Genomic DNA, 22214 nt, shown 5'->3' with positions numbered 1-22214 from the left:
TCAGGCCGCCTCGTCGACCAGCAAGGCGCCGGTCGGCAGCCGCCCCATGACGGAAATGGCCTGCGAGGCTGCCGTGACGTCGCGCATCGGTGTCGAGTTCAGCGTCGCGACCATCACGATCTCGTCGACCATGGCGACCAGCGGCGAGGCGTTGAGATTGTCGGCCAGCGCGCCACCGTCGACGACGACGAGGTCGAAGTTGCGGCCCGCCTGGGCCAGCATGTGCTGCGTGAAATAGACGCCCTGCGCCTCGGAGAAGACGGCCTTTTGCCGGCCCCTGCCCAGCACCGCGACATTGCTGCCCGGGGTGTGCTGGCTAAGCGCCTCGAAGGCATATTCGCCGCGCAGCACGTCGAGCAGGCCGGGCTGCGGCTCCTTCTTGCCGCTGCCGGCATTGGTGTCGATGAACAGGACGCGGCTGCCCCTGGCGGCCGCGGCATTGGCGAGCAGCCGCGCCACCCGGCCGCGATGCGCGGCGTCTTCCGGCGGCGACGTCAGCAGGATGGACGGCACCAGCGGCCAGTTCGGCGGGCGCCGGCTGGAGGCGAACAGCCGCCTCAGCGCCAGGCCCGCGACCGCATCCGTCTTCTGGCCGGCCGCGGCGGCGCCGCCGCCGAAAGGCCACCAGCGGCGGCCACTGCCCGCCTTTGCCGGCAGCACGCCGAACACCGGCGCGTCGATGGCCGATTGCATCTGTGCGCTGGAAAGCACGGTCGGCGAGGAATATTCCGCGATCAGCGCCAGCGCGGTGCCCAGCCCCAGCCCGCCGAAGAGGGCGCCGAGAACCAGCAGCGGCAAGGGCGGCCAGCTCTTCTTCAAGGCGGGCATGGCGTTGGAGATGATGCGCGCATTGGTGCTGTCGACATTGATCTGCTCGCGCGTTTCCTGCGCCCGCTGCAGATAGGTGGCGTAGACCGAGCGCACCGCCTCGAGGTCGCGTTGCAATTCGCGCAGCTTGACCGAGGCCTGGTCGGTGTCGAGCGACTTGCTCTTCATGCCCGCGACCTTGGCCTCCAGTGCCTGCTGGTTGGCCAGCGCCCGCTCGTAGTCGGTTTCGGCGGCAGCGCTGATGCGGCCGAGTTCGCGCGCGATGAGGGCGCGCGTGTCGCGCAGCTGCTGCTGGGCGGCGATCATCGAGGGGTGGCGCGGCCCAAGTTCCGTGCCGAGCTGCGAGACCTGGTCGACAAGCGTCGCCTCCTGCGCCCGCAGGCTCGAGATGACCGACGAGCGCATGGCTTCCGAAGTGGCGTCCGGCGCACCGCCGGAGCGGCGCAACTGGTCGACCTGCGCCTTCAGCGCCGCGGTGCGGCTCTGCGCCGCCGAAAGCTGCGTGTTGATCTCGGTCAGTTCCTGGTCGCTGACCAGATTGCCCGCCGCCATCACCATGTTGTGGGCGGATTTGTAGGCCTCGACGGCGTTCTCGGCCTGCTGCACGCGCTTGCGCTGCTCCTCCAGCCGCGCGGTGATGGAATCGGAAGCGTCCGTGGCCATCTTCGCGCGCGCGCTCGCCTGGTCGGCCAGGTAGGCCTGCGCGATGGCGTTGGCGAGCTTCGCCGCCTTGTCGGCGCTCTTGGCGGTGACGATCACGTCGAGCACCAGCACCTTGTCGGCACGCTTCACCGCCAGCCGCCGGCGCAGCGCGTCGAGCGTCTTGCCCGTACTGTCGGTTTCGGCCGACCCCGAGCCCAGCACGCCGCCGAGCAGGCGGCCCAGCAATCCGCCCTGCCCGTTGAATTCCGGATCCTCGGTCAGGTTGGTCGCCTCGATGGCCCGCAGCAGCACGCCCGTCGACTGGACGACGCTGACCTGGCTTTCCACCATGGTGATGCCGCCATCGGGCGGAACGCGGCTCGGATTGACGTCGTTGGTGACCACCTGCAGGTCTTGCGGATCGATGAGGATTTCCGCCACCGAGCTGTAGAGCGCCGGCGTCATCAATCCATAGACCAGCGCCCCGAGTGTCAGCAGCGCGGCGGTCAGCAAGATGAGGAAACGGCGGCGCACCAATATGCGCTTCACGTCACCCAGCTCGACGGTCGAGGATGCATAGGGCGCCGTCGGCACTGGCTCCGGCGCATATTGCATCGCCTCCGGAGCGGGTTGTTGCGGCAACGAGAGCAGGGATGATTGCAAAGGTCGCTCCGACAACACTCCGTGTGCCTGCAAGTGTAAATTGCAGCTTCGACCTAGCTATTCCTCCAACTGTTAAAACACTGTTAATTATGTTGAGAGCTCTTCTGATTTTTGGCACGGAGTTTGCCTAATAAAGGCACGTGCATGTCGACACGGGCGCTGGTGAGCAGGAGACGGATGGAAATGGGGCAGCAGATCAGTCCAGACCATCCGCGCGGCCATCTCTCCTGCCCTATTTTCGAACATCGGCCAGACACCGATGAAGATTCTAGGGGTGCGACATGCAAGTGAGCCTGCGCCTGGACAGCGAATGCGTCCGTGCTTTTCATCTGCTGCTGGCGCAGCGCCTGGCGGCACTGGCCCAGGTCGAGGTGTCCGTCGATGCCAGGCCGGCCGGAAGCGGCATTCCAGGCAGCGCCGCGGCATTGTTCCAGCTTGAGACAGCCATCCATGGCCTGCCGGCGGACGGGCTGGCCAAGCGCCAGCCGCTGTCGGCGCTGGCACCCTATCGGACGCAGCCGCCCGCCTCTGCCGATCTGGTGATCGACCTCTGCGGCGACGTGAAGCTGGAAGGAACGCGGGTCTGGCGCGTCACCTATGACGGCGCCGCCGGCGAAGCAGCCTTGCTGGCGCTGATCCTGGACGGACGTACGCCGATTGCCCGCATCGAGGAGAGCGGCGCCACCGTCGCCGAAGGACGCCTGGGCACCGAATATGGCGGCATCGCGTTGGCCTCTTTCCAGGACATGCTGGCGCGCACCGCAAGCCTGATCCTCGCGGCAATGCCCCCCTCGGCAGTGAATGGTGCGGCGCGGGCCGCCCTGCCGGTGCTGCCCGAACCGGCGCAGACCGGTGGCCCGCCACCGATACCCTCCACCACCAAGCTCGGCATCAGGGCGGGCAAGGCGCTGGCGCGGCGCATCGTCCAGAAGATCTACCATCTCTGCTACAACGCCCCCCACTGGAAGGTCGGCTGGCGCGAGACCAAGGGGCAGGATCTGTTCGATCTGCGCGCGCATCCGGCAACCGGCTGGCAGGTGCTGCCCGACGACGGCAGCCGCTTCTACGCCGATCCGTTCCCGATCCTGTACCAGGGACAAGTGACCCTGTTCGTCGAGGACTATATCCATCGTCTCGGCCGGGCCATCATCTCCGCCGTGCCGTTCGGTCCGTCGGGGCCGATCGGGCATCCCGAGCCTGTGCTCGACCTGCCCTACCACCTCTCCTACCCCTTCGTCTTCGAGCGCGACGGCGAGGTCTGGATGGTGCCGGAAAGCTGCGCAAACCGCACCGTCGATCTCTACCGCGCCACCGCCTTCCCCGGCGGATGGGTCAAGGAAGCGACGCTCTTGTCCGACGTCGTCGCCAGCGACGCCACTCTGGTCGAGCATGGCGGGCGCTGGTGGCTGTTCGCCACTGTCCGGGACGGCGGCGGCGGCGCCTTCTCCGATGCGCTGCATCTGTGGTCGGCGCCCGACTTCCGCGGCCCCTGGACACCACATCCCAAAAACCCCGTGCTGGTCGACATCGCCTCGGCGCGGCCGGCCGGCCGCATGGTCAGGCGCGGCAACGACCTGCTGCGTCCGGTGCAGGATTGCCGCAGGAGCTACGGCGCCGCCCTTGGCATCGCACGCGTCGCTCACCTTGATTTGAACGGCATGGAGCAAGTCGTCGAGACCATCTTAACTCCTGGCGCGCTATGGAATGGGCGCAAGCTGCACACGCTCAACGAAGCGGGCGGCCTGGAGTTCATCGATGGCTCGGCGATCGCGCCGCGCTGGAAACAGAAGCGTTCGCCGTTAACGTAAACAATCGTTACTACCAGCCACCCGCGCTGGTTGCTTGAGGTTGATATGGGGCCGGAAGATATTTCCACTGCGGACTATGACAGGCGCTAGATGACCAGCAGAAAGGCAAAGACATGACCACCGCCGCGGCTGGCCCGACCGAAGTCGACGTAGCGATCATCGGCGCCGGAATGGCCGGCACCACCCTGGCAACGCTGTTGGCAAACGCCGGCCGCAAGGTGGCGCTGATCGATCCGCACCGCGTTCATCATGACGAGTTCCGGGCCGAGAAGATCGGCGCGGACCAAATGCAGCTGTTCGAGAAGCTCGGGCTCGACAAGATGGTCATGCCGCTCGTCACCCCGTTTACCGGCGTCGATGTCTTCCGCCTCGGCCAATTCTTCGCCCGCGAAAAGAAGTGGGAGTACGCATTTTCCTATGGCAGGTTGATCAACGGCCTGCGCGACGCACTGCCGCCGCAAGTGCCGATCACCGTCGGCAAGGTGGCCGAGGTCTCGACCGGACCTGACCGGCAGCGGCTTGTGCTGGCCGACGGCGCCGTCATCGATGCCCGCCTGCTGGTGGTGGCCACCGGCCACAGCGAATCGGTGCGGCGCACCATCGGCGTCGAGCGCATCGAATTGTCGAAGGCGCATTCGCTGTCGATGGGATTCGACCTCGCTCTTGCGCGGCGTGACTGCGCCTTTGGGGCGATCACCTGCTACGGCAAGCGAGCCTCTGACCGTGTCGCCTATCTCACCGTCTTTCCCATCGGCGACAAGATGCGCGCCAACATGTTCGTCTATCGCACCGTCGCCGAACAATGGACGCGGGACTTCCGTGCCGATCCGCAGACAATGCTCCGCGAGCTCATGCCCGAGATCGCGGCGCAATGCGGTAACTTCGAGGTGGCGAGCCCGGTCGAGGTCAGGCAGGTCAGTCTGACCACGACACAAGGCCATCGCCGCGACGGGGTCGTCTTCATCGGCGACGCATTCAGCACGACATGCCCGACGCCCGGCGTCGGCATCGGGCGGGTCATGATCGATGTCGATCAGCTCCATTCCGTTCACATTCCGCGCTGGCTGGAGACACCGGGCATGGCGGCCGACAAGATCGGCGCTTTCTATGACGACCCGGTCAAGGTGGCCTCCGATAAGGCAGGCATGCGGGTAAGCTTCTACGCCAAGCAGATCACCACCGAGACCGGACTGGAATGGCGCGTGCGGCGCCTGCGCAACAACACGGCGCGTCAGCTGATGATCATCGGCCGCAAGATGCGCCATTTGGGACCGCGGCGGGAGCCCGGAATGGCGTGAGGGTCCTCCGCTTTCTCCCGCCATCGAAGGCAGAGGCGTCTTGCCTTCTGCTTTCCCTCGGGAGAAAGGGAAGCGCGCCGGCCTTGTGATCGCGGGCGCAGCAACTGGTAGCAAACGAGCGCTAAGAGGCCGAAGGGGGCTGTCCCGCCAGCCTCAAAGGCCTACAACGCGCGAACGCTTTGATGCCGTTGCTTGCATCCGCCGCCCTACGCGGCGGGCCACATAATCCGAGGAAACCCTCACCCCAATTGCAGCCCAGCCTTCCTCGCCGCCTCGCGCAGGAACGGCAGGCCGACACCGATCACATCGTCCGGGTTCTCCGCCACCGGCCGCCAGACGGCGAGCCCGCCGGCGATGTCGACATCGACATGATTCATGCTTTCGAGCGTGATAGCGCCGGAGTAGCCGATGTCAGCGATAGCCTTCATGCAGGCCGCCCAGTCGAGCATGCCCCGTCCCGGCACGCCGCGATTGGCTTCCGAGACGTGGACATAGCCGAGATAGGGCGCCGCGGCCCTGAAGCCGGCCTCGAAACTCTCCTCCTCGATATGCATGTGATAGGTGTCGAGATGGATGAAGATGTTGTCGGCGCCGACGCGTTCGATGATGCGCGCGGCGTCGATGCCGCGGTTGATCAGATGCGTCTCGTAGCGGTTGCAGGGCTCGATGCCGAGCCTGAGCCCATGCGCCTTGGCGGCCTTGGCCGCGCGCACCAGGAACCGGCACATGCCGTCGATCTCGCCTTCGGTTGGCGCCCGTCCCGACGTCTTGCCAATCGTGCCATAGGTGACGCCGCCAAGGGCGCTGCTGCCCACCGCCTGGCAGACGCCGAAGGCCGGTTCGAGAAAGGCCAAAGCCTCGTCCGGCCGTGCCACAACGTCAAGTGAAGCCGGCAGGCCAAGCGATGGAATAAGCTCGACATTCCAGCGTTCGGCAAACGCGCGGGTGCGTCTGGTGTCGATCTCTTCGGGACGCAGCAACGGGATTTCGAGCAGGCCGATGCCGAGGCCCTTCAGCCGCTCCATCCGCGGCTCGATCAGGTCGATGTCCCAGACCGGGGCGATGGCGAAAGTGTGCAGTCCAAAAGTGTTCATCTCAGCCTCTGTGATCGTGCGCGGTCGCGATGCTGTTGTCGCCGAACGGCTATTGCGGGTTTGCGGAATGCGGGCCGTTGGCTGGCGAGCCAACGGATTCCCGCATCAGAACCTTGCAAGGTTCGAGCCGCGCCGTCGGCGGCCCCTCCTCGCCTTCGATCCGGGCAAACAGCGCCTCGATGGCATGGCCGGCGATCTGGCGCACCGGCTGCACCACGGCGGCGATGGCCGGCCATGTCACCTGCATCCATTCGGCATCGTCGAAGCCGACCAGCGAAATGTCGTTGGGGCAGTGCCAGCCGCGCCGCCGGAACTCCGACAGCGCCACCAGCGTGCCCTTGAGGAACAGCGAATAGACGGCCGTCGGCCGCTTGCCCCGGCCTTCGCCCCTGTCGAATTCGCCCTTGTCGAAATAGTCACGCAGCTGCGCCCTGAGCGGCTCGACATCGGTTTCGGCAAGCACGACATCGATGCGCACATCCGGCGCCAGGTGCAGCGCGGTGGTGCGAAATCCGTCGAGACGGGCGCGCACCGTCGCCGCCTGCTCGCCGAGGCCGACGACAAGGATGTGACGGTGGCCCTTGCCGATCAGTTCGCGCGCCACTTCGGCGCTGGCCGCGGCGCTGTCGGCCGACACCGTGTCGAAGGCATCGTCGCAGAGCACCCGGTCGATCAGCACGCCGGTCATGCCGTTGGCCTTCATGAAGGCGGCGGCCGGGCCGTGCTCGTTGCGCACCGGCGCCAGCACCACGCCGGCGACCCGCCAGTCATGCATGCGGGCGAGGATTTCCGTTTCGCGCGCTTCGGATTCGCGGCTCGACGCCGCCACCAGCGTGTAGCCGCGCTGCTCGGCGAGGCTTTCGAGCTGGGTGACCATCTGGCCGAAGAACTCGCTTTCGAATTCCGGCATGATGGCGCCGATGATGCGGCGCTTGGCCCGGCGCATGTCGGAGGCCAGCGGATCGACGCGGTAACCAAGCTGTTCGATGGCGTCGAAGACGCGCTGCGCATTCTCGGGCTTCACCGTGGTGACGCCGGCCATGACCTTGGAGACGGTCGCCGCCGACACGCCGGCGCGGCTGGCCACGTCGTGGATCGACGCACGCCGTTGCTGGTCCTGCCTGTGCGCCATTGCTCCTCCTCCCGAGGCGCGGACAGAGGCATTTCTGTCCGCTGGAGAAACGAGTAAATCGATTTTTCTCGGTTGTAAATCGGTTCATCGGCGGTATTTTAGCGGCAGAGCCACATGTCGCCCAAAATGTAATACGGCTTTGGGACAATGACTTGGGCAAAGCAAGAATGCGCGGCGTCGGGATCGCGTCGGGAGGAATCGTCGTGCCAAACAAGGATTTGCCGCTGGTGATCAGCGCGCCGGAACCGCGCTCGCTGGAGCTGATCTTCACGCCGCCGCAGCTGGCGCGCTTTCGGGCGAAATACCGCATCGTCGAAACCACGGCCGAAGACGTCGCCAAACTGCCGGTCGACGTGCTGGCGCGGGCCCGCTATATCGTCGGCCAGCCGCCGATCTCTTCCGAGACGCTGGGGCGGATGACGGCGCTGCGCTGCGTCTTCAATGTCGAATCCAACCTCCTCGACAACATGCCTTACGAGACGCTGTTCATGCGCGGCATCCATGTCGTCACCACCGGTCTGGTCTTCGCCGAGCCGGTGGCCGAGCTTGGCCTTGCCATGGCGCTCAACCTTGCCCGCGACATCGTCGATGCCGACCTCGCCTTCCGCCGGGGCGAGGAGTTGTGGGGCGGCGACGGCAATCAGACGGCGCGGCTGCTCTCCGGCGCCAATATCGGCATCATCGGCTTCGGCGATCTCGGCCGCGCGCTGAACCGGCTGCTGACGGGTTTCCGCACCCGCACCAAAGTCTTCGATCCCTGGCTGCCGCCGTCGATCCTGATCGACAATGGCGTCGAGCCGGCCTCGCTGGACGAGGTGCTGACATCGAGCGACTTCGTCTTCGTCGTTGCCTCGGTGACCTCCGAGAACCAGGGCTTTCTCGGCGCGGACGCTTTCGCCAGCATGCGCAAGGGCGCCGCCTTCATCCTGCTCAGCCGCGCCGGCGTCGTCGATTTCCCCGCCTTGATGGCGGCGGTGAAGAGCGGCCACATCGTCGCCGCCAGCGACGTCTTCCCGGAAGAGCCGCTGGCGAGCGACCATCCGGTCCGCACCCTGCCCGGCTTCCTGCGCTCGGCCCACCGCGCCGGCGCGCTCGACGTCGCCTTCAAGCGCATGGGCGACATGGTGCTGGAGGACATGGACCTGATCGACCGCGGCCTGCCGCCGCTGCGCTCCAAGCGCGCCGAGCGCGAAACGGTCTCGCGCATGCGCTCCAAGCCGGTGGACCGGAACTGACGGGGCGGGCGCCACCAGCTTGGTGGCGGGAGATTTGACTGATCCGGAAAGCCCACAAGCCGACGCGCGTCTCGTCGTGATGGAACAATCGTCCCCCTGACAGGTTTTGCAATAGGCCGGGCGGTGGGACGCCCGACCTACTCCAGAAGGCCCGTCACGATTCGCGTCGGTGGCGGGCCTTTTCGTTTTGCTGCGCACTCCATGGCATGAGGAACCTTCGCAACAAAGCGACGTTGGTCCTCACCGGTCAGGCAGACAATTCGCAAAAAGGAACATTCCATGGGAAGCACAAGTGACAAGGCCTCTGGTCTCGCCAATCAGGCCGTAGGCAAGGCCAAGGAAGGCGTCGGCAAGGCCGTCGGCAATGACCGCCTGCGCGCCGAAGGCGCCGCACAGGAGGCCAAGGGTAAAGTCCAAAAGGCTGTCGGCGACGCCAAGTCCGCCGTCAAGGACGCGACCAACAAGACGGCCGCCGCCATCAACAAGAACCTCTAAGGTTCTTCGCTTTTCCAAAGACAATTGGAGGCCGCCGTTCGAACCGGCGGCCTATTCATTTGCGGCCGGATATCGCGCCCTACCACAATCGCCAGGTCGTGGTTCTTCAGCCCGCGGACTGGGCGGCCTGGATCAACCTGGCAAAGCCGGAGGCCGAACTGTTGCGTCCACTTCCGGCTGGAGCGCTTCTGGTGGAGACCGTGCGCTCCGAAAGTGCGTAACCGCCCGCAAAGCGAAGGCCGGCAAAGTCTACTTGCGTACGATCCAGTCCAGAATGTCCGGATCGATATCGTCAAGCCCGGTCAATTCGCGCGCCAGCAGCTTGGCGTGCATGCGCCATTCGCGTTCCGCGATGCGATTTTCCGCGACCGATTTTCGGAAGGCGCCGCGAAGGATCTCGCAGTCCAAGGCGGTTACCCTACTGTCTGAGTGGACCTCAGCCATTTCAGTCTCCGCGTCGAGGGCGGGAGCACCTGAGTTGGCTACCAAGCATCCGTATGCCGTGTAGAACGGACGACGCCGTAAGCCTACGCTTTCCTATGGAAATAGCGAGTCGAATCGCGGCGCGCCTGGCTTGGCCACCCCTTCACATTTGATGTTGAAAACGGCTTCGGACGAGCGTTATAAAAATCGACGTTCCCCATTGCTTTCTAGGGAGGTTGCGATGGATAACGCAATGCCGAACGGCAAGGTTTGCCCTTGCGTGGAAGTGGTCGAGGCCTGCGGCGAATGGTTCGTCCGCGTGGTCGAGGAAGACCAGGACCTAACCCGATCTTTTGAGATTGAATCCTCTGCCTTGGCCTTCGCGGAAGGCCAGAGGATGCGCTTGGGCCTTGCCGACTTCATCCGGCTTTAGGACCCTTCGGCTTCAATATCCGCGCTTCGCGCAACAGCGATGTCCAATTGTTCGGCCCGAGAAAGGCGACAAGCTCGCGGGCCTGTGCGTCGGTGATTCCGGTTTTGTCGACCAAACGGCGAACAACCTCGTCCGTCGCGGCCGGTGGTTTCTCTTGCTTGTCAGTCATTTTCGGATGTCCCTTCCGTGCGCCCCCAACGGCCTGCCGCACGCAATGGTTCCTGACCTGAATAAGGATTATCCCGTTGCTCCGCGCCGCCGCGCACTATTGGCCGAAGGTCCCATTCGCGGCGCCGCGATGTTGTGCGAGATTGTCGCAATATAAGCGATTGCTTGAATAATGGTTCGAACGGCTGTCGAGGGGCGGTGTCGTGCCAATTCGCAGGAATCTTGCCGCGAATCTGCGACGGCTGGTCAGCAGCCATGCGTCGGTGGCAGCGGTATGTCGCGGATTGAACATGAACCGCACGCAGTTCGAGCGCTATCTGCAAGGCAAGAGCGTGCCCAACCGGGCCACGGCTAGGCTGATCTGCGCCTATTTCCGCATCGACGAGGATGAATTGTACCGCGCACCGGAAGTCCTCGCGCCTGGACACAAAGCCCTGTTGCCAATCCACCAGGCGCTCTACGAGAACATGGTGCGCGGCCCGGCTCCGGCCATCGCCGGCGGCACCTACTTCACCTACTTCATGGTTCCGGACCGTCCCGATCTTGTCATGCGGTCGGTCACCTTCGTGCGGCGCGAGGCCGAGCTGGTGACCTTCAGGCGCGTCACCCGCTGGGCCGAGGGCCTCCGCCGGAGCGGAGCGCGGGCGCCGGGCTGGCACTATGGCGTGGCGATCTCGCAGCTGAACTGGATCTATTTCGCCGGCATCAACCGCCGCCAGACCGGCGAGCCATCCATCGTTGCCGTGCAGTGGGCGCCGTTCTCGGAGCCGGTCCTGGTCGGCAACGCCTTCGTCCTGACCGGAACGAGGCCGGTCTGCGTAAAGGTCATCATGCGCCGGGAGGTCGGCAGGATCGGCCTGAGGCAGACGTTGCGGATGACCGGGCTCGTCAGCCTCGATGACCCGCGCCTCGACCAGCTTGTGGCCAGCCTTGCGCGCGAAGGCTAGAGTGCCGTCCGAACCAACGGACGTTGACCCGGGTCAACGGACGTTGACCCGGGCTAACAGGGATTCGCGATGCTCAACAGCTTCGACTATGGCGGCAAGGAAGCCGATACCGTGCATGCGCTGGAGGAGGACATCATCTTCGGCCGGCTGGCGCCCGGCACGCGCCTTGTCGAGGATGTCCTTTTGGCCCGCTTCCCGGTCTCGCGCCACACCATCCGCCAGGCGCTGTACCAGCTGGAAAAGCTCGGCATCGTCACGCGCGAGCGCAACAAGGGGGCCATGGTGCGCCGGCTCTCGCCGGAGGAAGTGCGGCAGATCTACGAAGTGCGCGAAATGCTGCAGCGCCAGGCGGCGCTGATGATCCCCTTGCCGGTCACCGAGGTGCTGATCGCGCAATTGGAGGAGATCCACCGCATCTACAGCGGCCATGTCGATGCAGGCTATCTCAGGGGCATCCACGAGGCCAATGACCGCTTCCACCTGACCATGTTCTCGGCCTGCGGCAACGCCTATCTCGTCGCCTCGATCGAACACTATATGCGCCTCAGCCTGCCGGTGCGGGCCAATTCGCTGGCCGACAGGGAAAAGCTCGACATCTCGCGCCAGCACCACGCGATGATGATCCAGGCGCTGAAGCGTCGGGACAATTGGGTGCTGGCGCAGCTGTGCGTCGACCATCTTCAGCCGAGCAAGGTGTTTTATCTCCAGGAGATCGAGACGGCGCCGGCTGGCTGAAGCAACGACCGTCCATCCGTAATGGCGCAAAAGAACAAGGAGATAGTCGCCGAACGCTGTCTCTACCTGATCTTGACGACGACCTTGCCCTTGGCACGCCCCGCTTCGACATAGGCCAATGCCTCGTTGGTCTTCTCGAACGGAAAGGTCCGATCGATGACGGGGCGTATGATGCCGGATTCGATGAGCGACGTGATCTTGCCCAGTTGATCGCCTTGCGCCCACATCAACAGGAAAGAATAGCCGACACCGGCGCGTCTGGCCTTGCTGCGTATGCCGCGGCTCAGCAGGCGCAGGATCAGCTTCAGGAACATGTTCAGCTTCTGCTTTCCCGCAAATTCGGGATCCGGCGGGCCGGAAATGGAGATGAGTTTCCCGCCCGGCTTCAGCACATGCAGGGATTTCTCCAGCGTTTTGGCGTCCTGGCTGTTCAGGACGACGTCGTAGCCTTGCAGGATTTTCTCGAAATCGTCTTTCTTGTAGTCGATGACGATATCGGCTCCCAGACCTTTCACCAGATCGGCATTCGCCGCGCTCGCCGTCGTCGCGACGGTCGCGCCGAGATGCTTCGCCAGTTGGATGGCGAAGGTCCCCACTCCGCCCGAGCCGGCCTGGATGAACACCTTCTGGCCCTTCTTCAGCCCGGCTGTCTCGACCAGCACCTGCCAGGCGGTCAGGCCCACCAGCGGAATCGAGGCGGCTTCTTCCATGCTGAGGTTTTTTGGCTTCAGCGCCACATCGGCTTCATCCATGGCGATGGATTGGGCGAACGTGCCGATCCGCCCGTCGCGCGACCGCGCATAGACTTCGTCACCGAGCCTGAATTTGCGGACTTTCGATCCGGCCCGCACGACGATCCCCGCCACGTCATGGCCCAGGATGAACGGCGGGCGATAGGGCAATATCAGCTTGAACTCCCCGTCCCGAAGCTTGGAATCGAGAAGGTTCACCCCGGCGGCGTGAATTTCGACCAGGACATCATTGTCCCGCAACTCGGGTTCCGGCATCTCGGCGAGCCGCAGGGCGCCCTTCTTTTGATACTTGTCGACAACAAAGGCTTTCATCATGGTCGCTTTCTAAAAATGATTTTCTGTGGCCGGCACGAACGGCCAAGCCGCAAGGTGTGGTCGGTCGCCGGACAAGATCGGCGATGTTGCTGTTAAATCCGCGGCTTCGTTCAGACAGGCAGGCGAAATTGCTTGCGCAAGATTTTGTCGAACATCGCTGTCGGCGCGAACCGGCGCAGCATGCTTACCTGCCGCGCTGCCTTGCCGGCGGTGTAGCGCCGCAGCGGATTCCGGTCGGTCGCAGCCCGCAGAACCACCTTCGCCACCACCTCCGGCAGATCGGCCTTGGGCATCACGTCGCGAAGCAATGCCTCGACACCGGCCCGCGCCTCATCATATTCCTTCTTGACGGAATCGGGCTCGAATCCGTTCTGGTCAAAGACGGTGCGCACGAATGCCGGTTCGATGACCGAGACGCGAATATTGAAAGCGCGAACCTCATGGTCGAGCGATTCCGAATAGCCTTCAAGCGCGTGCTTGACGGCTGAATAATGGGCCGAATACGGCGCCGGGACCAGCCCTAGGATCGAGCCTATATTGACGATGCGCCCCTCGCCCAGCCGGCGCATCCAGGGCAGCACCGCGTGGGTCATCCGCATGACGCCAAACAGGTTGATGTCGAACAGGGCCTGCGACTGCGAGACCGAGGACTCTTCCGCCCCTCCCAGCAGCCCGATACCGGCATTGTTGACCAACAGGTCTATCCGGCCGGTCTTGCCGAGGACAGTTGAGACAAGGGACGCGACGGACGCGTCGTCGGTCACGTCGCAAACCAGCATCGATATCCCGTTCGAAGCCTGATGCCTTGCGGCTGGTGCCGAAGACAGTGAAGCCGGCGCGTGCCAAGATCTCCGCACTGGCCCGACCAATGCCCGACGAGGCGCCGGTCACGATCGCGGTCTTTCCCGAATTCCGGTTCATTCTGAAGGCTCCAAACGTAAGAGGTCTTGCCTGTGGTCGGTGATTACATTATGGTTGTAATATCACATTATGATCATAATGCAATAGTGAAATGAGAAGGAACCATCATGCGCTATGACAAGGGCCGGAAGGACGCATCACGCAGCCGGATCATGGAGGTCGCCGCCAACCGTTTTCGCGGTGACGGCATCGCTGCGTCCGGATTGGCAACCATCATGAAAGACGCCGGGCTGACCAACGGGGCTTTCTATCCGCACTTCCAGTCAAAGGCCGACCTCGTCCGCGAGAGCATGGCATCGGCACTGGAAACCCAGTCGCAGCAATTGCAGCAGGCACTGGCCTCAGGCGGCCTGGAACTGGCGATGGCGATGTATCTGTCGCCCGAGCACCGGGATCATCCGCAGACCGGCTGTGCGTCCGCCGCGCTGTTGCCGGAAATCGCGCGTCAATCGCCCGAGACGCGCGCCCTCTACACCGAAAAGCTGCTGACCCTGGTGCACCAGTTGGCCAAGGACCTGCCGCCGCGCACCCGCGATCGCGAAGGCGTGGCGTTGGGCGTATTCGCCGCGCTTATCGGCGCCCTTCAATTGGCCCGCGCGGTGGAAGGAACGGAATTGTCGGACCGCATCTTGGCCGCGGGCGCGGATGCGGCGCGTGCGCTGATCCAGCCGAGGCAGAAGCATGAAGCATCCTAAAGCCATCGACGATCAGCTATTGCCTCGAAATGTCGAGGGCGGAAGGTCAGAACCGGCCGGCGGCGAAAGGCGCAAGTCTTTCGCTGTTGGGTCGCCGGCCGACGATGAGATCGCCAACCAGCCGCGCGGTGACGGCCGAGAGCGTCAGCCCGAGATGGCCATGGCCGAAGGCGTAGATCACGTTCGCATTGCCGGGCGACGGGCCGATGACGGGCCTGGAGTCCGGCAGCGAAGGACGGAAGCCCAGCCATTTTGACGAAGGCTGGCCGAGCGCGGGAAAGAATTGGCGCGCGCCGCGATCGAGCAGCGCCAGCCGGCGCGGATTGGGTGGCGAGGCCAGCCGGCCGAGTTCGACGGTGCCGGCGACACGGAGCCGGCCGGCCATCGGCGTCATGTAGAAGCCGAGATCGACCGGACACACCGGACGCGTCAGCAGTGGCATTTCGGTCGGAAATTCCAGGTGATAGCCGCGCTCCGTTTCCAGCGGGATACGGTCGCCGGCCTGTGCCGCCAGCGGGCGCGAGAAGGCACCGGCGGCGATCACCACCTTGTGGGCGCGCAGCCGCAGCCCGGGACCGCTGAGGTCGACACCATTGGCATCGGCTCGCAGCCCTGTCACCTCGCCCCGCAGCAAGGTGGTGCCCCGGTCCGTCGCCGCCTTGAGCAGCCGCGCCATCATCGTCTGGGGATCGGTCAGGTTCATCGATTGCGGAAAAAACAGCCCGCCGCCCTGCACCGCCGGCAGGTTCGGTTCCAGCGCCGCCACTTCTTGGGGGCTCAGCACCGTCTGGTCGATGCCGAATTCGGAGCGCAACGCCCGGCTCGACGCGCCGCCGGCAAGATCGCCCGGGCGACGATAGAGATAGAGGCAGCCATTGCGGCGCAGCAGATCGGCGGCATCGGCCTCGTCAGCCATCTCCTCCCAGGCCGGCAGGGAATCGGCCAGCAGCCCGGCCATCGCGACCGCATTGGCATGAGTCGCGGCCGGCAGCGATTGCCTGACGAACCGCAGTAGCCACGGCGCCAGATGCATGAGCGCGCTCCAGCGCAGTGAGAAGGGACTGTCGGCGTCAAGAAGCAGTTTCGGCAGCGCGCGCAGCACAGCGGGATTGCCTACCGGCATGCAGGCATATTCGGCCAGCGTGCCGGCATTGCCAAACGAGGCGCCCGAGCCCGGTTCGTTGCGATCGATGAGCAGGACTTCGCGGCCGTCGCTGGCCAGCCGCAGCGCCGTCGCCAGCCCGACCACGCCGACGCCGATCACGGCGATCTCGACACTCTTCGAAACTGTCACTTGTTGTTCCCCCATGCCTGTCCTTGTTCCAAAACCGCAGCGCGCTTTCAGGCGGCGGGCATCAGACAAAGCCCGGCAATTGCAGATGCCCGGCCGACAGCAGCTCGGCCATGATGGTCAGCGCGGTGCGCAGATCGTCCTGTGAGCGCGCCGCCCCGACATTAATGCGCACGCCGTGCTGGACCGGCTCGCGGCCGACGGCGAAGGCATCGCCCGGCAGCAAGGCGACGCCGCGTTCCAGGCAGGTGCGGGCAAAGCCGGCGCCGCGCCACGGCTCGGGCAGGCGCAGCCAGGCATGGGTGGCGCTCGGCTGGCTCTGCACATCGTAGCGGCCGAGGATTTCGCTCAGGATCGCCTGGCGCTGGCGCAGTTCCTGTTTCTGCACCTCGATGATGCGCAATGCTGCCCCGTCCTCGATCATGCGCGCACCGATCAGCGCGGTCAGCGGGCTGATGCTCCAGCAATTGATGCGCAAAGCCGCCGCCACCTGGCCGGCAATGGCGCGCGGCGCGACGACGAAGCCGAGCCGCAAGCCGGGCGCCAGGCATTTCGACAGCGCGCCGATATGCACCGTCAGCTCCGGCTCCAGGCTGGCGAAGGAAGGCAAGGCCTCGTCGGCCAGCGGCCGGTAGACGTCATCCTCGATGATCAGCACATTGTGGCGGCGCGCCACGGCCGCAAGCTCGTGGCGGCGCGCTTCGCTGAGCGTAATCGTCGTCGGATTGTGCAGCGTCGGCACCAGGAATACCGCGCGGGGGCGCAGCTGCGCGCAGGCGGCGTCGAAAGCATCCGGCCGCATGCCGCCGCGATCCATGGCGACGCCCCTGAGATCGAGCCCATGCACCCGGCAGAGCGCGTTGATGCCCTGATAGGTCACCTCGTCTGCAAGCATCACCTCGCCCTGCCGCGTCACCGCGCCAAGCAGGCAGTCGAGCCCATGCTGGGCACCGGCCGCCAGCACCACCCGGCCGGGATCGCCGTCGCCGGCAACGGGCTTCAGCCAGTCGGCGATCGCCGCGCGTGCCCAGAGCGGCCCTTCCGGCGGATGGTAATCCTGCAGCGAGGCATAGTGCGGATCCCTGGGCAGACGCGGCAAGAGAGCCGCCAGCGCGTCAAGATAGGCCGAGGTGGCCGGCCGGTTGACCGAGAGGTCGATGATGCCGCTTTCGTCGCTCGGCGCCGAGACGAAGCCGGGCCGTTCGCCGGCCTGCCTGGCGGCGACCGTGGTGCCCCGCCCCGGCCGCGCTTCCAGCAGGCCGCGCTGCTGCAGCGTCGCCAGCGCCCGCGTCACCGTGGTGACGTTGATGCCGAGCGCCCGTGCTATGTCGCGCTGCGGCGGCAGCCGGTCGCCAACCGCGAGCGTGCCGGCGGCAATGCGCTCGGCGATCGCGTCGGCGAGACGGCGATAGACCGGATTTTCATCCTCGGTAAGGCGGAGATCGCTGAGCATGCTGGATGGATTCGGGCCTTCGGCTTTGTCGAGGGATTAGCATAAGACAATTCGCCGGACAATAGCACTTGTGTGACATCAATCCGGCTTTGTCGGTTAGGAAATATCACACAATCGCAACAAATATCGGCTTGACGCCCAAAGTTGTATGCATCTATGCTCGAATTCAGATTGATTGTGTGAGCATACAAGTTTGGACGACCCGCCGAGATGCGGGCTTCCAATGGGACGGAAACATGCATCACAAGCCGCATAGTGCTTCAGCAGCCACGTTTCGGAATCGCGCACGATGAGCGCCGCCCGTCAGGCCGCTTTGCCCTCATCGCCAGCCTCGGCCTTCGTCGATTTCGTCGATGTCGAGAAATCCTATGACGGCCGCGCCTTCGCGGTGACCAGACTGAACCTCGGCGTGGCGCGCGGCGAATTCCTGACGCTGCTTGGCCCTTCGGGTTCGGGCAAGACGACGACGCTCAACATGCTGGCCGGCTTCGAACGGCCGACCAGCGGCACCATCACGCTGGAAGGCAGGCCGGTCGACCGGCTGCCGCCCTACCAGCGCAACATCGGCATGGTGTTCCAGAACTACGCGCTGTTCCCGCATATGAGTGTAGAGGAGAACGTCGCCTTCCCGCTCTCCGTCCGCCAGGTGAGCAAGGCCGACATTGCCGGCCGCGTCGGCCGCGCGCTGGACATGGTGCGGCTGAAGCAATTCGGCGACCGCAAGCCGGCGCAGCTTTCCGGCGGCCAGCAACAGCGCGTGGCGCTGGCACGCGCGCTGGTGTTCGAGCCGAGCCTGGTGCTGATGGACGAGCCGCTCGGCGCGCTCGACAAGAAATTGCGCGAGCACATGCAGCTCGAAATCAAGCGGATCCACACCATGCTCGGTGTCACCATCGTCTACGTCACCCATGACCAGAGCGAGGCGCTGACCATGTCGGACCGTGTCGCCGTCTTCAACAATGGCGCCATCGCCCAGCTCGGTTCGCCCGACGATCTCTACAACGCCCCGCAAAGCTCCTTCGTGGCGAGCTTCATCGGCGAGAACAACACGCTGGAAGGCGTCGTCGACCGCGTTTCGGGCAAGGAATGCCGTGTGCGGCTCACCGGCGGCGGCGAGCTGACCGCGCTCGCCATCGGCGTGGCGCAGGGAGCCGCCTGCCATGTCGCCATCCGCCCCGAGCGGCTGAGCCTTATGCCGACGGGCGCCAACGCCCTGCCCGCGACGGTCGACGGCCGCATCTATCTCGGCGACCACCTGCGGCTTCTGGCCAGGCTCGGCAACGACCAGGTGCTGACCGTCAAGGTTGGCCCCGAGGCGACCATGGCCAATGGCGAGGCCGTCACGGTCTCCTGCGCGCCCCAGGACTGCCGCGCCTTTCCCACCGATGCCGGAACGGGCGCCGCCAGGATAGGTCCATCCTGAACCAAGCCAAGAACAGATCCATCTCAAAAACAGGGGAAGAAAAATGAAAATCGCAAAGACCCGGATGCTCGCTTTCGCCGCGGCCACCGCACTGTTCAGCATCGGCCACGCGGCACTCGCCGATGAATTGTCGATCATGGCCAGCGGCGGCGCCTGGCAGGATGCCCAGCGCAAGGCCTGGTTCGAGCCGTTCAGCAAGGAAACTGGCGCCAAGATCCTCGAGCAGGAATATCTCGGCGATCTCGGCAAGGTCAAAGCCATGGTCGACACCGGCAACGTGCCGATCGACCTGGTGACGGTCGAAACCGCGACCGTGCTGCAGGGCTGCGACGCCGGCATTCTGGAGCGTCTCGACTATTCCAAGATCGGTCCGCGCGACAAATTCATCGAGGGTTCGGCGCTCGATTGTGGTGTCGGCCTCGATGCTTACGGCGACATCCTCGCCTATGACCCGACCGTGCTGAAGGAGGCGCCGACCTCGGTGCTCGACCTCTTCGACACCAAGAAGTTTCCGGGAAAACGCGCCATGCGCAAATTCCCGGCGCAGAACCTGGAATGGGCATTGATGGCCGACGGCGTGGCGCCCGCCGACGTCTACAAGGTGCTGGCGACGCCCGAAGGCGTCGACCGCGCCTTCAAGAAGCTCGACACCATCAAGAAGGACATCGTCTGGTGGGATGCCGGCGCGCAGCCGTCGCAGTTGCTCGCCTCCAAGGAAGTGGTGATGACCACCGCCTGGAACGGCCGCATCCAGAACGCCATCGACACCGACAAGAAGCCCTTCAAGATCGTCTGGAACAACCAGATCCTCGAATATGACATGATCGCCATTCCGAAGGGCGCCAAGAACCCGGATCTCGCCTACAAATACCTGGCCTATATCTCCAAGCCGGAAAACAATGCCAAGCTCGCCAGCTACATCACCTATGGGCCGGTGCGCACCGACGCGGCCTCCTTCGTGGCGGCCGACGCCTTGCCGAAACTGCCCAACGCGCCCGACCATCTGGCCGGCGCCTACCTCGTCGCCGACACCGAGTTCTGGGGCGACTATGGCGAGGACCTGGTCAAGCGCTTCAACGCCTGGCTGGCGCAGTAAGCATGTCGGCGCTGCAGCCCAGCGAACTCGACCGGCCCGCGCTGGCCCGCGGCCGGCCGGCCGCCGGCGCGGATCCCGGAACCGCGTCGGCGGCGCTGCACCGCGCCGAATTCGGCGACCGGCTGCGTTCGCTGGCGCTGGCAGCGCCCCTGCTCCTGCTGCTAGCCCTGAGCTTCGGCATCCCGATCGTGCTGCTGCTGTCGCGCGCCGTCTACGACCCGACCATCGCCGACGCACTGCCGCGCACTAGCGTGGCCCTCGCCGGCTGGAACGGCCAGGGCCTGCCTGCGGACGCCGCCTTCACAGCACTCGCCGCCGATCTCAGTGAAAGCCAGGCCAAGGGCACCGCCTATGAACTGGCCAAGGCGCTGAACGCCCGGCTGCCCGGCGCCCGCAGCCAGGCGCTGAAGACCGTGCGCCAGCTCGAAGGCGCCGCCGGAAAGTCGCCGCTCGAGATCATGAAAGCCGTGCCTTTCTGGTCGGCGCCCGCCACATGGCCGACCATTGCCAACGGCACCCACGCCATCACCTCGTTTTACCTGTTGAGCGCCCTCGACCTCCGATGGAACGCCGATGGCGGCATTGAGCGGGTGCCGCCCGAACAGGCGATCTTCCTGCAGGTGTTCCTGCGCACCTTTTTCGTCGCCGCCGCCGTCACGATTGCCACTCTGCTGCTCGGCTTTCCTCTCGCCTATCTCATTGCGAGCGTGCCGAAGGGGCTGGCGGCGATCCTTATCGTGGCGGTGCTGTTGCCGTTCTGGACCTCGATCCTGGTGCGCACGGCCGCCTGGACGGTGCTCTTGCAGAAATTCGGCCTGGTCAACGACCTGCTCCTATGGCTCGGCTTCGCCTCCGAGCGGCTCGATTTGATGTACAGCCGCATCGGCCTGATCATCGCCATGACGCATATCCAGCTGCCGTTCACGCTGCTGCCGATCTACTCCGTCATGCGCACCATCGCGCCCTCGCAGATGAAGGCCGCCTATTCGCTCGGCGCCAAACCCTTCACCGCCTTCCGCCGCGTCTACCTCCCGCAGGTCTTTCCCGGCGTCATGGCCGGCTGCCTGCTCACCTTCATCCTGTGCCTCGGCTACTACATCACCCCAGCGCTGATCGGCGGCGCCAGCGACCAGCTGATCAGCAATTTCATCGCCAATTACGTCAATGTCGAACTGAACTGGGAGATGGCGGCGGCGCTCTCCTTCATCCTCTTGGTCTTCACCCTGGCCCTGTTCGGCATCTTCGCCCGCATCCTCGGCCTCGAGCGCCTGAAGATGGTGTAGCCATGCTGCTCTCGCCCTACCCCACTCCTGGTGAACGCATCCGCGTGGCGCTGCTCTGGCTATGGTGCGGGCTGGTCATCCTGTTCCTGCTGGTGCCGATCCTCATCCCCGTGCCGCTCTCGTTCAACAGCGGCGCCTTCTTCGTCTTCCCGCTCGAGGGCCTGTCGACGCGCTGGTATGAGGTGGTGTTGGGCACGCAGCGCTGGCAATCGGCGATCGGCAACAGCCTGATCGTCGCCTTCGGCACGACGCTGATCGCCACCACGCTGGGCACGCTGACGGCGATTGCGCTGTCGAACGAAAAATTTCCCGGCCGCCGCATCGTCATGCCGCTGCTTCTGTCACCATTGATCGTGCCCGTGGTGATCACCGCCGTCGGCTCGTACCTGTTCTACGCCCGCATTGGGCTGGCCAGCACCTATACCGGCATTATCCTGGCGCATACCGCGCTTGCCAGTCCCTTCGTCGTCGTCACCGTCGGCGCCAGCCTCACCGGCTTCGACCGCAATCTGATGCGCGCCGCGGCCATTTCCGGCGCGAAACCGCTGGCCGCCTTCTTCCGCGTGATGCTGCCGCTGATCCTGCCCGGCGTGCTTTCGGGCGCCGCCTTCGCCTTCGTCACCTCCTTCGACGAGGTGGTGGTGGTGCAGTTCCTGGCCAGCGCCGGCCAGCGCACCATGCCGCTCGAAATGTTCATCGGCCTGCGCGAAAAACTCTCGCCCGCCATCACTGCCGCCGCGACGCTGATGATGGCGCTGTCGATCGTGCTTTTGGTGGTGGCGAACCTTCTGGCCCGGCGCGGCCAGGGCCGCCGGGCAGCAAGCGGCTGAGACCCGCCATCGGCGACAGCCGGCGCACGGAACGGTGAAACTTTTCGCATGCCCCTCCCGTTGCTTTAGGGATCGCCTCGCGGGCGATCGCAGACCTCCGATCAATGCCCCGCCGGTCCTGCCGGTGGGGCCTTTTTGGGGCTGACGGCGCGGAACAATCCCAGAGCCGGGAAGTTTTGAAATCGCTGGACGCTGCGACGTCCGACCGACCTTCGACGCCGGCCACGGTCCACGGGGGGGGGGGGGGGGGGGGG

The 22214-nt window shown here is 65.1% G+C and carries 20 protein-coding genes and 2 pseudogenes; 13 read left to right on the top strand and 9 right to left on the bottom strand.

The features are described from left to right. On the bottom strand, positions 1–2085 hold the full coding sequence (locus CK227_RS27290) for a Wzz/FepE/Etk N-terminal domain-containing protein (RefSeq protein ID WP_095775071.1): 2085 nt from the start codon (positions 2083–2085) through the stop codon (positions 1–3). A gap of 329 nt (positions 2086–2414) precedes the next feature. On the opposite strand from CK227_RS27290, the gene CK227_RS27285 reads away from it, so the two are divergent. After that, the gene (locus CK227_RS27285; RefSeq protein WP_095775070.1) at positions 2415–3941 is read left to right on the top strand and encodes a formyl transferase; all 1527 of its coding nucleotides are present in this window, start codon (positions 2415–2417) and stop codon (positions 3939–3941) included. Positions 3942–4054: 113 nt separating this feature from the next. Beyond that, the gene (locus CK227_RS27280) at positions 4055–5239 is read left to right on the top strand and encodes an NAD(P)/FAD-dependent oxidoreductase (RefSeq protein ID WP_095775069.1); all 1185 of its coding nucleotides are present in this window, start codon (positions 4055–4057) and stop codon (positions 5237–5239) included. 239 nt (positions 5240–5478) lie between these two features. Here the strand turns inward: CK227_RS27280 and CK227_RS27275 are convergent, their stop codons facing one another. Then, complete coding sequence (locus tag CK227_RS27275; RefSeq protein ID WP_095775068.1) at positions 5479–6333, bottom strand: sugar phosphate isomerase/epimerase family protein; 855 nt, start codon at positions 6331–6333, stop codon at positions 5479–5481. Between the two features lie 49 nt (positions 6334–6382). Then, the gene (locus CK227_RS27270; RefSeq protein ID WP_095775067.1) at positions 6383–7465 is read right to left on the bottom strand and encodes a LacI family DNA-binding transcriptional regulator; all 1083 of its coding nucleotides are present in this window, start codon (positions 7463–7465) and stop codon (positions 6383–6385) included. Between the two features lie 203 nt (positions 7466–7668). Between CK227_RS27270 and CK227_RS27265 the strand changes: the two genes are divergently transcribed. The 3 genes and pseudogenes from CK227_RS27265 to CK227_RS37465 form a co-directional block, all read left to right on the top strand. Continuing rightward, positions 7669–8700, top strand: coding sequence for a hydroxyacid dehydrogenase (locus tag CK227_RS27265; RefSeq protein ID WP_095775194.1), 1032 nt, complete (start codon positions 7669–7671; stop codon positions 8698–8700). 279 nt (positions 8701–8979) lie between these two features. Further along, positions 8980–9195, top strand: a complete 216-nt coding sequence (locus tag CK227_RS27260; protein ID WP_019859538.1) for a CsbD family protein — start codon at positions 8980–8982, stop codon at positions 9193–9195. Between the two features lie 65 nt (positions 9196–9260). Then, positions 9261–9416: pseudogene (locus CK227_RS37465) on the top strand (SOS response-associated peptidase); the annotation flags it as partial. 28 nt (positions 9417–9444) lie between these two features. On the opposite strand, the gene CK227_RS36380 reads toward CK227_RS37465, so the two are convergent. Then, positions 9445–9639 (bottom strand): hypothetical protein, encoded by a 195-nt coding sequence (locus CK227_RS36380; protein WP_142878311.1) that lies wholly within the window; start codon positions 9637–9639, stop codon positions 9445–9447. A 232-nt stretch (positions 9640–9871) separates the two neighbouring features. On the opposite strand from CK227_RS36380, the gene CK227_RS27250 reads away from it, so the two are divergent. Next, positions 9872–10051, top strand: coding sequence for a hypothetical protein (locus CK227_RS27250; RefSeq protein ID WP_095775193.1), 180 nt, complete (start codon positions 9872–9874; stop codon positions 10049–10051). Here CK227_RS27250 and CK227_RS27245 read toward each other — a convergent pair. After that, a complete protein-coding gene (locus CK227_RS27245) occupies positions 10038–10262 on the bottom strand; it encodes a hypothetical protein (RefSeq protein ID WP_143750537.1) in 225 nt (74 codons plus the stop codon). The genes CK227_RS27250 and CK227_RS27245 overlap by 14 nt on opposite strands. Positions 10263–10422: 160 nt before the next feature. Between CK227_RS27245 and CK227_RS27240 the strand changes: the two genes are divergently transcribed. Together CK227_RS27240 and CK227_RS27235 are read left to right on the top strand one after the other, a co-directional pair. Next, positions 10423–11166, top strand: coding sequence for a helix-turn-helix transcriptional regulator (locus CK227_RS27240; protein ID WP_095775065.1), 744 nt, complete (start codon positions 10423–10425; stop codon positions 11164–11166). Between the two features lie 69 nt (positions 11167–11235). After that, positions 11236–11901: a GntR family transcriptional regulator gene (locus CK227_RS27235; protein WP_095775064.1), complete on the top strand. Its 666-nt coding sequence runs from the start codon at positions 11236–11238 to the stop codon at positions 11899–11901. A 62-nt stretch (positions 11902–11963) separates the two neighbouring features. Here CK227_RS27235 and CK227_RS27230 read toward each other — a convergent pair whose 3' ends face one another. Further along, positions 11964–12965 carry an NADP-dependent oxidoreductase gene (locus CK227_RS27230; protein ID WP_095775192.1) on the bottom strand — a complete coding sequence of 334 codons (1002 nt, stop codon included), beginning with the start codon at positions 12963–12965 and terminating at the stop codon, positions 11964–11966. Positions 12966–13078: 113 nt separating this feature from the next. After that, positions 13079–13889: pseudogene (locus tag CK227_RS27225) on the bottom strand (oxidoreductase). Positions 13890–13996: 107 nt separating this feature from the next. On the opposite strand from CK227_RS27225, the gene CK227_RS27220 reads away from it, so the two are divergent. Beyond that, positions 13997–14584, top strand: coding sequence for a TetR/AcrR family transcriptional regulator (locus CK227_RS27220; protein WP_095775063.1), 588 nt, complete (start codon positions 13997–13999; stop codon positions 14582–14584). 46 nt (positions 14585–14630) lie between these two features. Here the strand turns inward: CK227_RS27220 and CK227_RS27215 are convergent, their stop codons facing one another. After that, the gene (locus CK227_RS27215) at positions 14631–15878 is read right to left on the bottom strand and encodes an FAD-dependent oxidoreductase (protein ID WP_095775062.1); all 1248 of its coding nucleotides are present in this window, start codon (positions 15876–15878) and stop codon (positions 14631–14633) included. 61 nt (positions 15879–15939) lie between these two features. Next, positions 15940–17328 carry a PLP-dependent aminotransferase family protein gene (locus CK227_RS27210; protein WP_095775061.1) on the bottom strand — a complete coding sequence of 463 codons (1389 nt, stop codon included), beginning with the start codon at positions 17326–17328 and terminating at the stop codon, positions 15940–15942. A gap of 289 nt (positions 17329–17617) precedes the next feature. Here CK227_RS27210 and CK227_RS27205 point away from each other — a divergent pair, with 289 nt between their 5' ends. The 4 genes from CK227_RS27205 to CK227_RS27190 are packed head-to-tail and all read left to right on the top strand — an operon-like array spanning position 17618 to position 21960. Beyond that, positions 17618–18751 carry an ABC transporter ATP-binding protein gene (locus CK227_RS27205; protein ID WP_095775060.1) on the top strand — a complete coding sequence of 378 codons (1134 nt, stop codon included), beginning with the start codon at positions 17618–17620 and terminating at the stop codon, positions 18749–18751. A gap of 43 nt (positions 18752–18794) precedes the next feature. Next, positions 18795–19847, top strand: coding sequence for an ABC transporter substrate-binding protein (locus CK227_RS27200; protein WP_095775059.1), 1053 nt, complete (start codon positions 18795–18797; stop codon positions 19845–19847). Positions 19848–19849: 2 nt separating this feature from the next. Further along, complete coding sequence (locus tag CK227_RS27195; protein ID WP_095775058.1) at positions 19850–21130, top strand: ABC transporter permease; 1281 nt, start codon at positions 19850–19852, stop codon at positions 21128–21130. Between the two features lie 2 nt (positions 21131–21132). Next, positions 21133–21960: an ABC transporter permease gene (locus CK227_RS27190; protein ID WP_095775057.1), complete on the top strand. Its 828-nt coding sequence runs from the start codon at positions 21133–21135 to the stop codon at positions 21958–21960. The last annotated feature ends 254 nt before the right edge of the window (positions 21961–22214 follow it).

It is taken from the genome of Mesorhizobium sp. WSM4308 (genome assembly GCF_002294905.1).
GTDB lineage: Bacteria > Pseudomonadota > Alphaproteobacteria > Rhizobiales > Rhizobiaceae > Mesorhizobium.
This window is presented reverse-complemented; position numbering and strand designations above follow the sequence as displayed.

Coding starts and splice junctions, on each gene's coding strand:
- CK227_RS27280 (WP_095775069.1), top strand. CDS start 4,055: ATGACCACCGCCGCGGCTGGCCCGACCGAAGTCGACGTAGCGATCATC.
- CK227_RS27195 (WP_095775058.1), top strand. CDS start 19,850: ATGTCGGCGCTGCAGCCCAGCGAACTCGACCGGCCCGCGCTGGCCCGC.
- CK227_RS27205 (WP_095775060.1), top strand. CDS start 17,618: ATGAGCGCCGCCCGTCAGGCCGCTTTGCCCTCATCGCCAGCCTCGGCC.
- CK227_RS27220 (WP_095775063.1), top strand. CDS start 13,997: ATGCGCTATGACAAGGGCCGGAAGGACGCATCACGCAGCCGGATCATG.
- CK227_RS27230 (WP_095775192.1), bottom strand. CDS start 12,965: ATGAAAGCCTTTGTTGTCGACAAGTATCAAAAGAAGGGCGCCCTGCGG.
- CK227_RS27290 (WP_095775071.1), bottom strand. CDS start 2,085: ATGCAATATGCGCCGGAGCCAGTGCCGACGGCGCCCTATGCATCCTCG.
- CK227_RS27250 (WP_095775193.1), top strand. CDS start 9,872: ATGCCGAACGGCAAGGTTTGCCCTTGCGTGGAAGTGGTCGAGGCCTGC.
- CK227_RS27210 (WP_095775061.1), bottom strand. CDS start 17,328: ATGCTCAGCGATCTCCGCCTTACCGAGGATGAAAATCCGGTCTATCGC.
- CK227_RS27235 (WP_095775064.1), top strand. CDS start 11,236: ATGCTCAACAGCTTCGACTATGGCGGCAAGGAAGCCGATACCGTGCAT.
- CK227_RS27200 (WP_095775059.1), top strand. CDS start 18,795: ATGAAAATCGCAAAGACCCGGATGCTCGCTTTCGCCGCGGCCACCGCA.
- CK227_RS27285 (WP_095775070.1), top strand. CDS start 2,415: ATGCAAGTGAGCCTGCGCCTGGACAGCGAATGCGTCCGTGCTTTTCAT.
- CK227_RS36380 (WP_142878311.1), bottom strand. CDS start 9,639: ATGGCTGAGGTCCACTCAGACAGTAGGGTAACCGCCTTGGACTGCGAG.
- CK227_RS27260 (WP_019859538.1), top strand. CDS start 8,980: ATGGGAAGCACAAGTGACAAGGCCTCTGGTCTCGCCAATCAGGCCGTA.
- CK227_RS27190 (WP_095775057.1), top strand. CDS start 21,133: ATGCTGCTCTCGCCCTACCCCACTCCTGGTGAACGCATCCGCGTGGCG.
- CK227_RS27275 (WP_095775068.1), bottom strand. CDS start 6,333: ATGAACACTTTTGGACTGCACACTTTCGCCATCGCCCCGGTCTGGGAC.
- CK227_RS27270 (WP_095775067.1), bottom strand. CDS start 7,465: ATGGCGCACAGGCAGGACCAGCAACGGCGTGCGTCGATCCACGACGTG.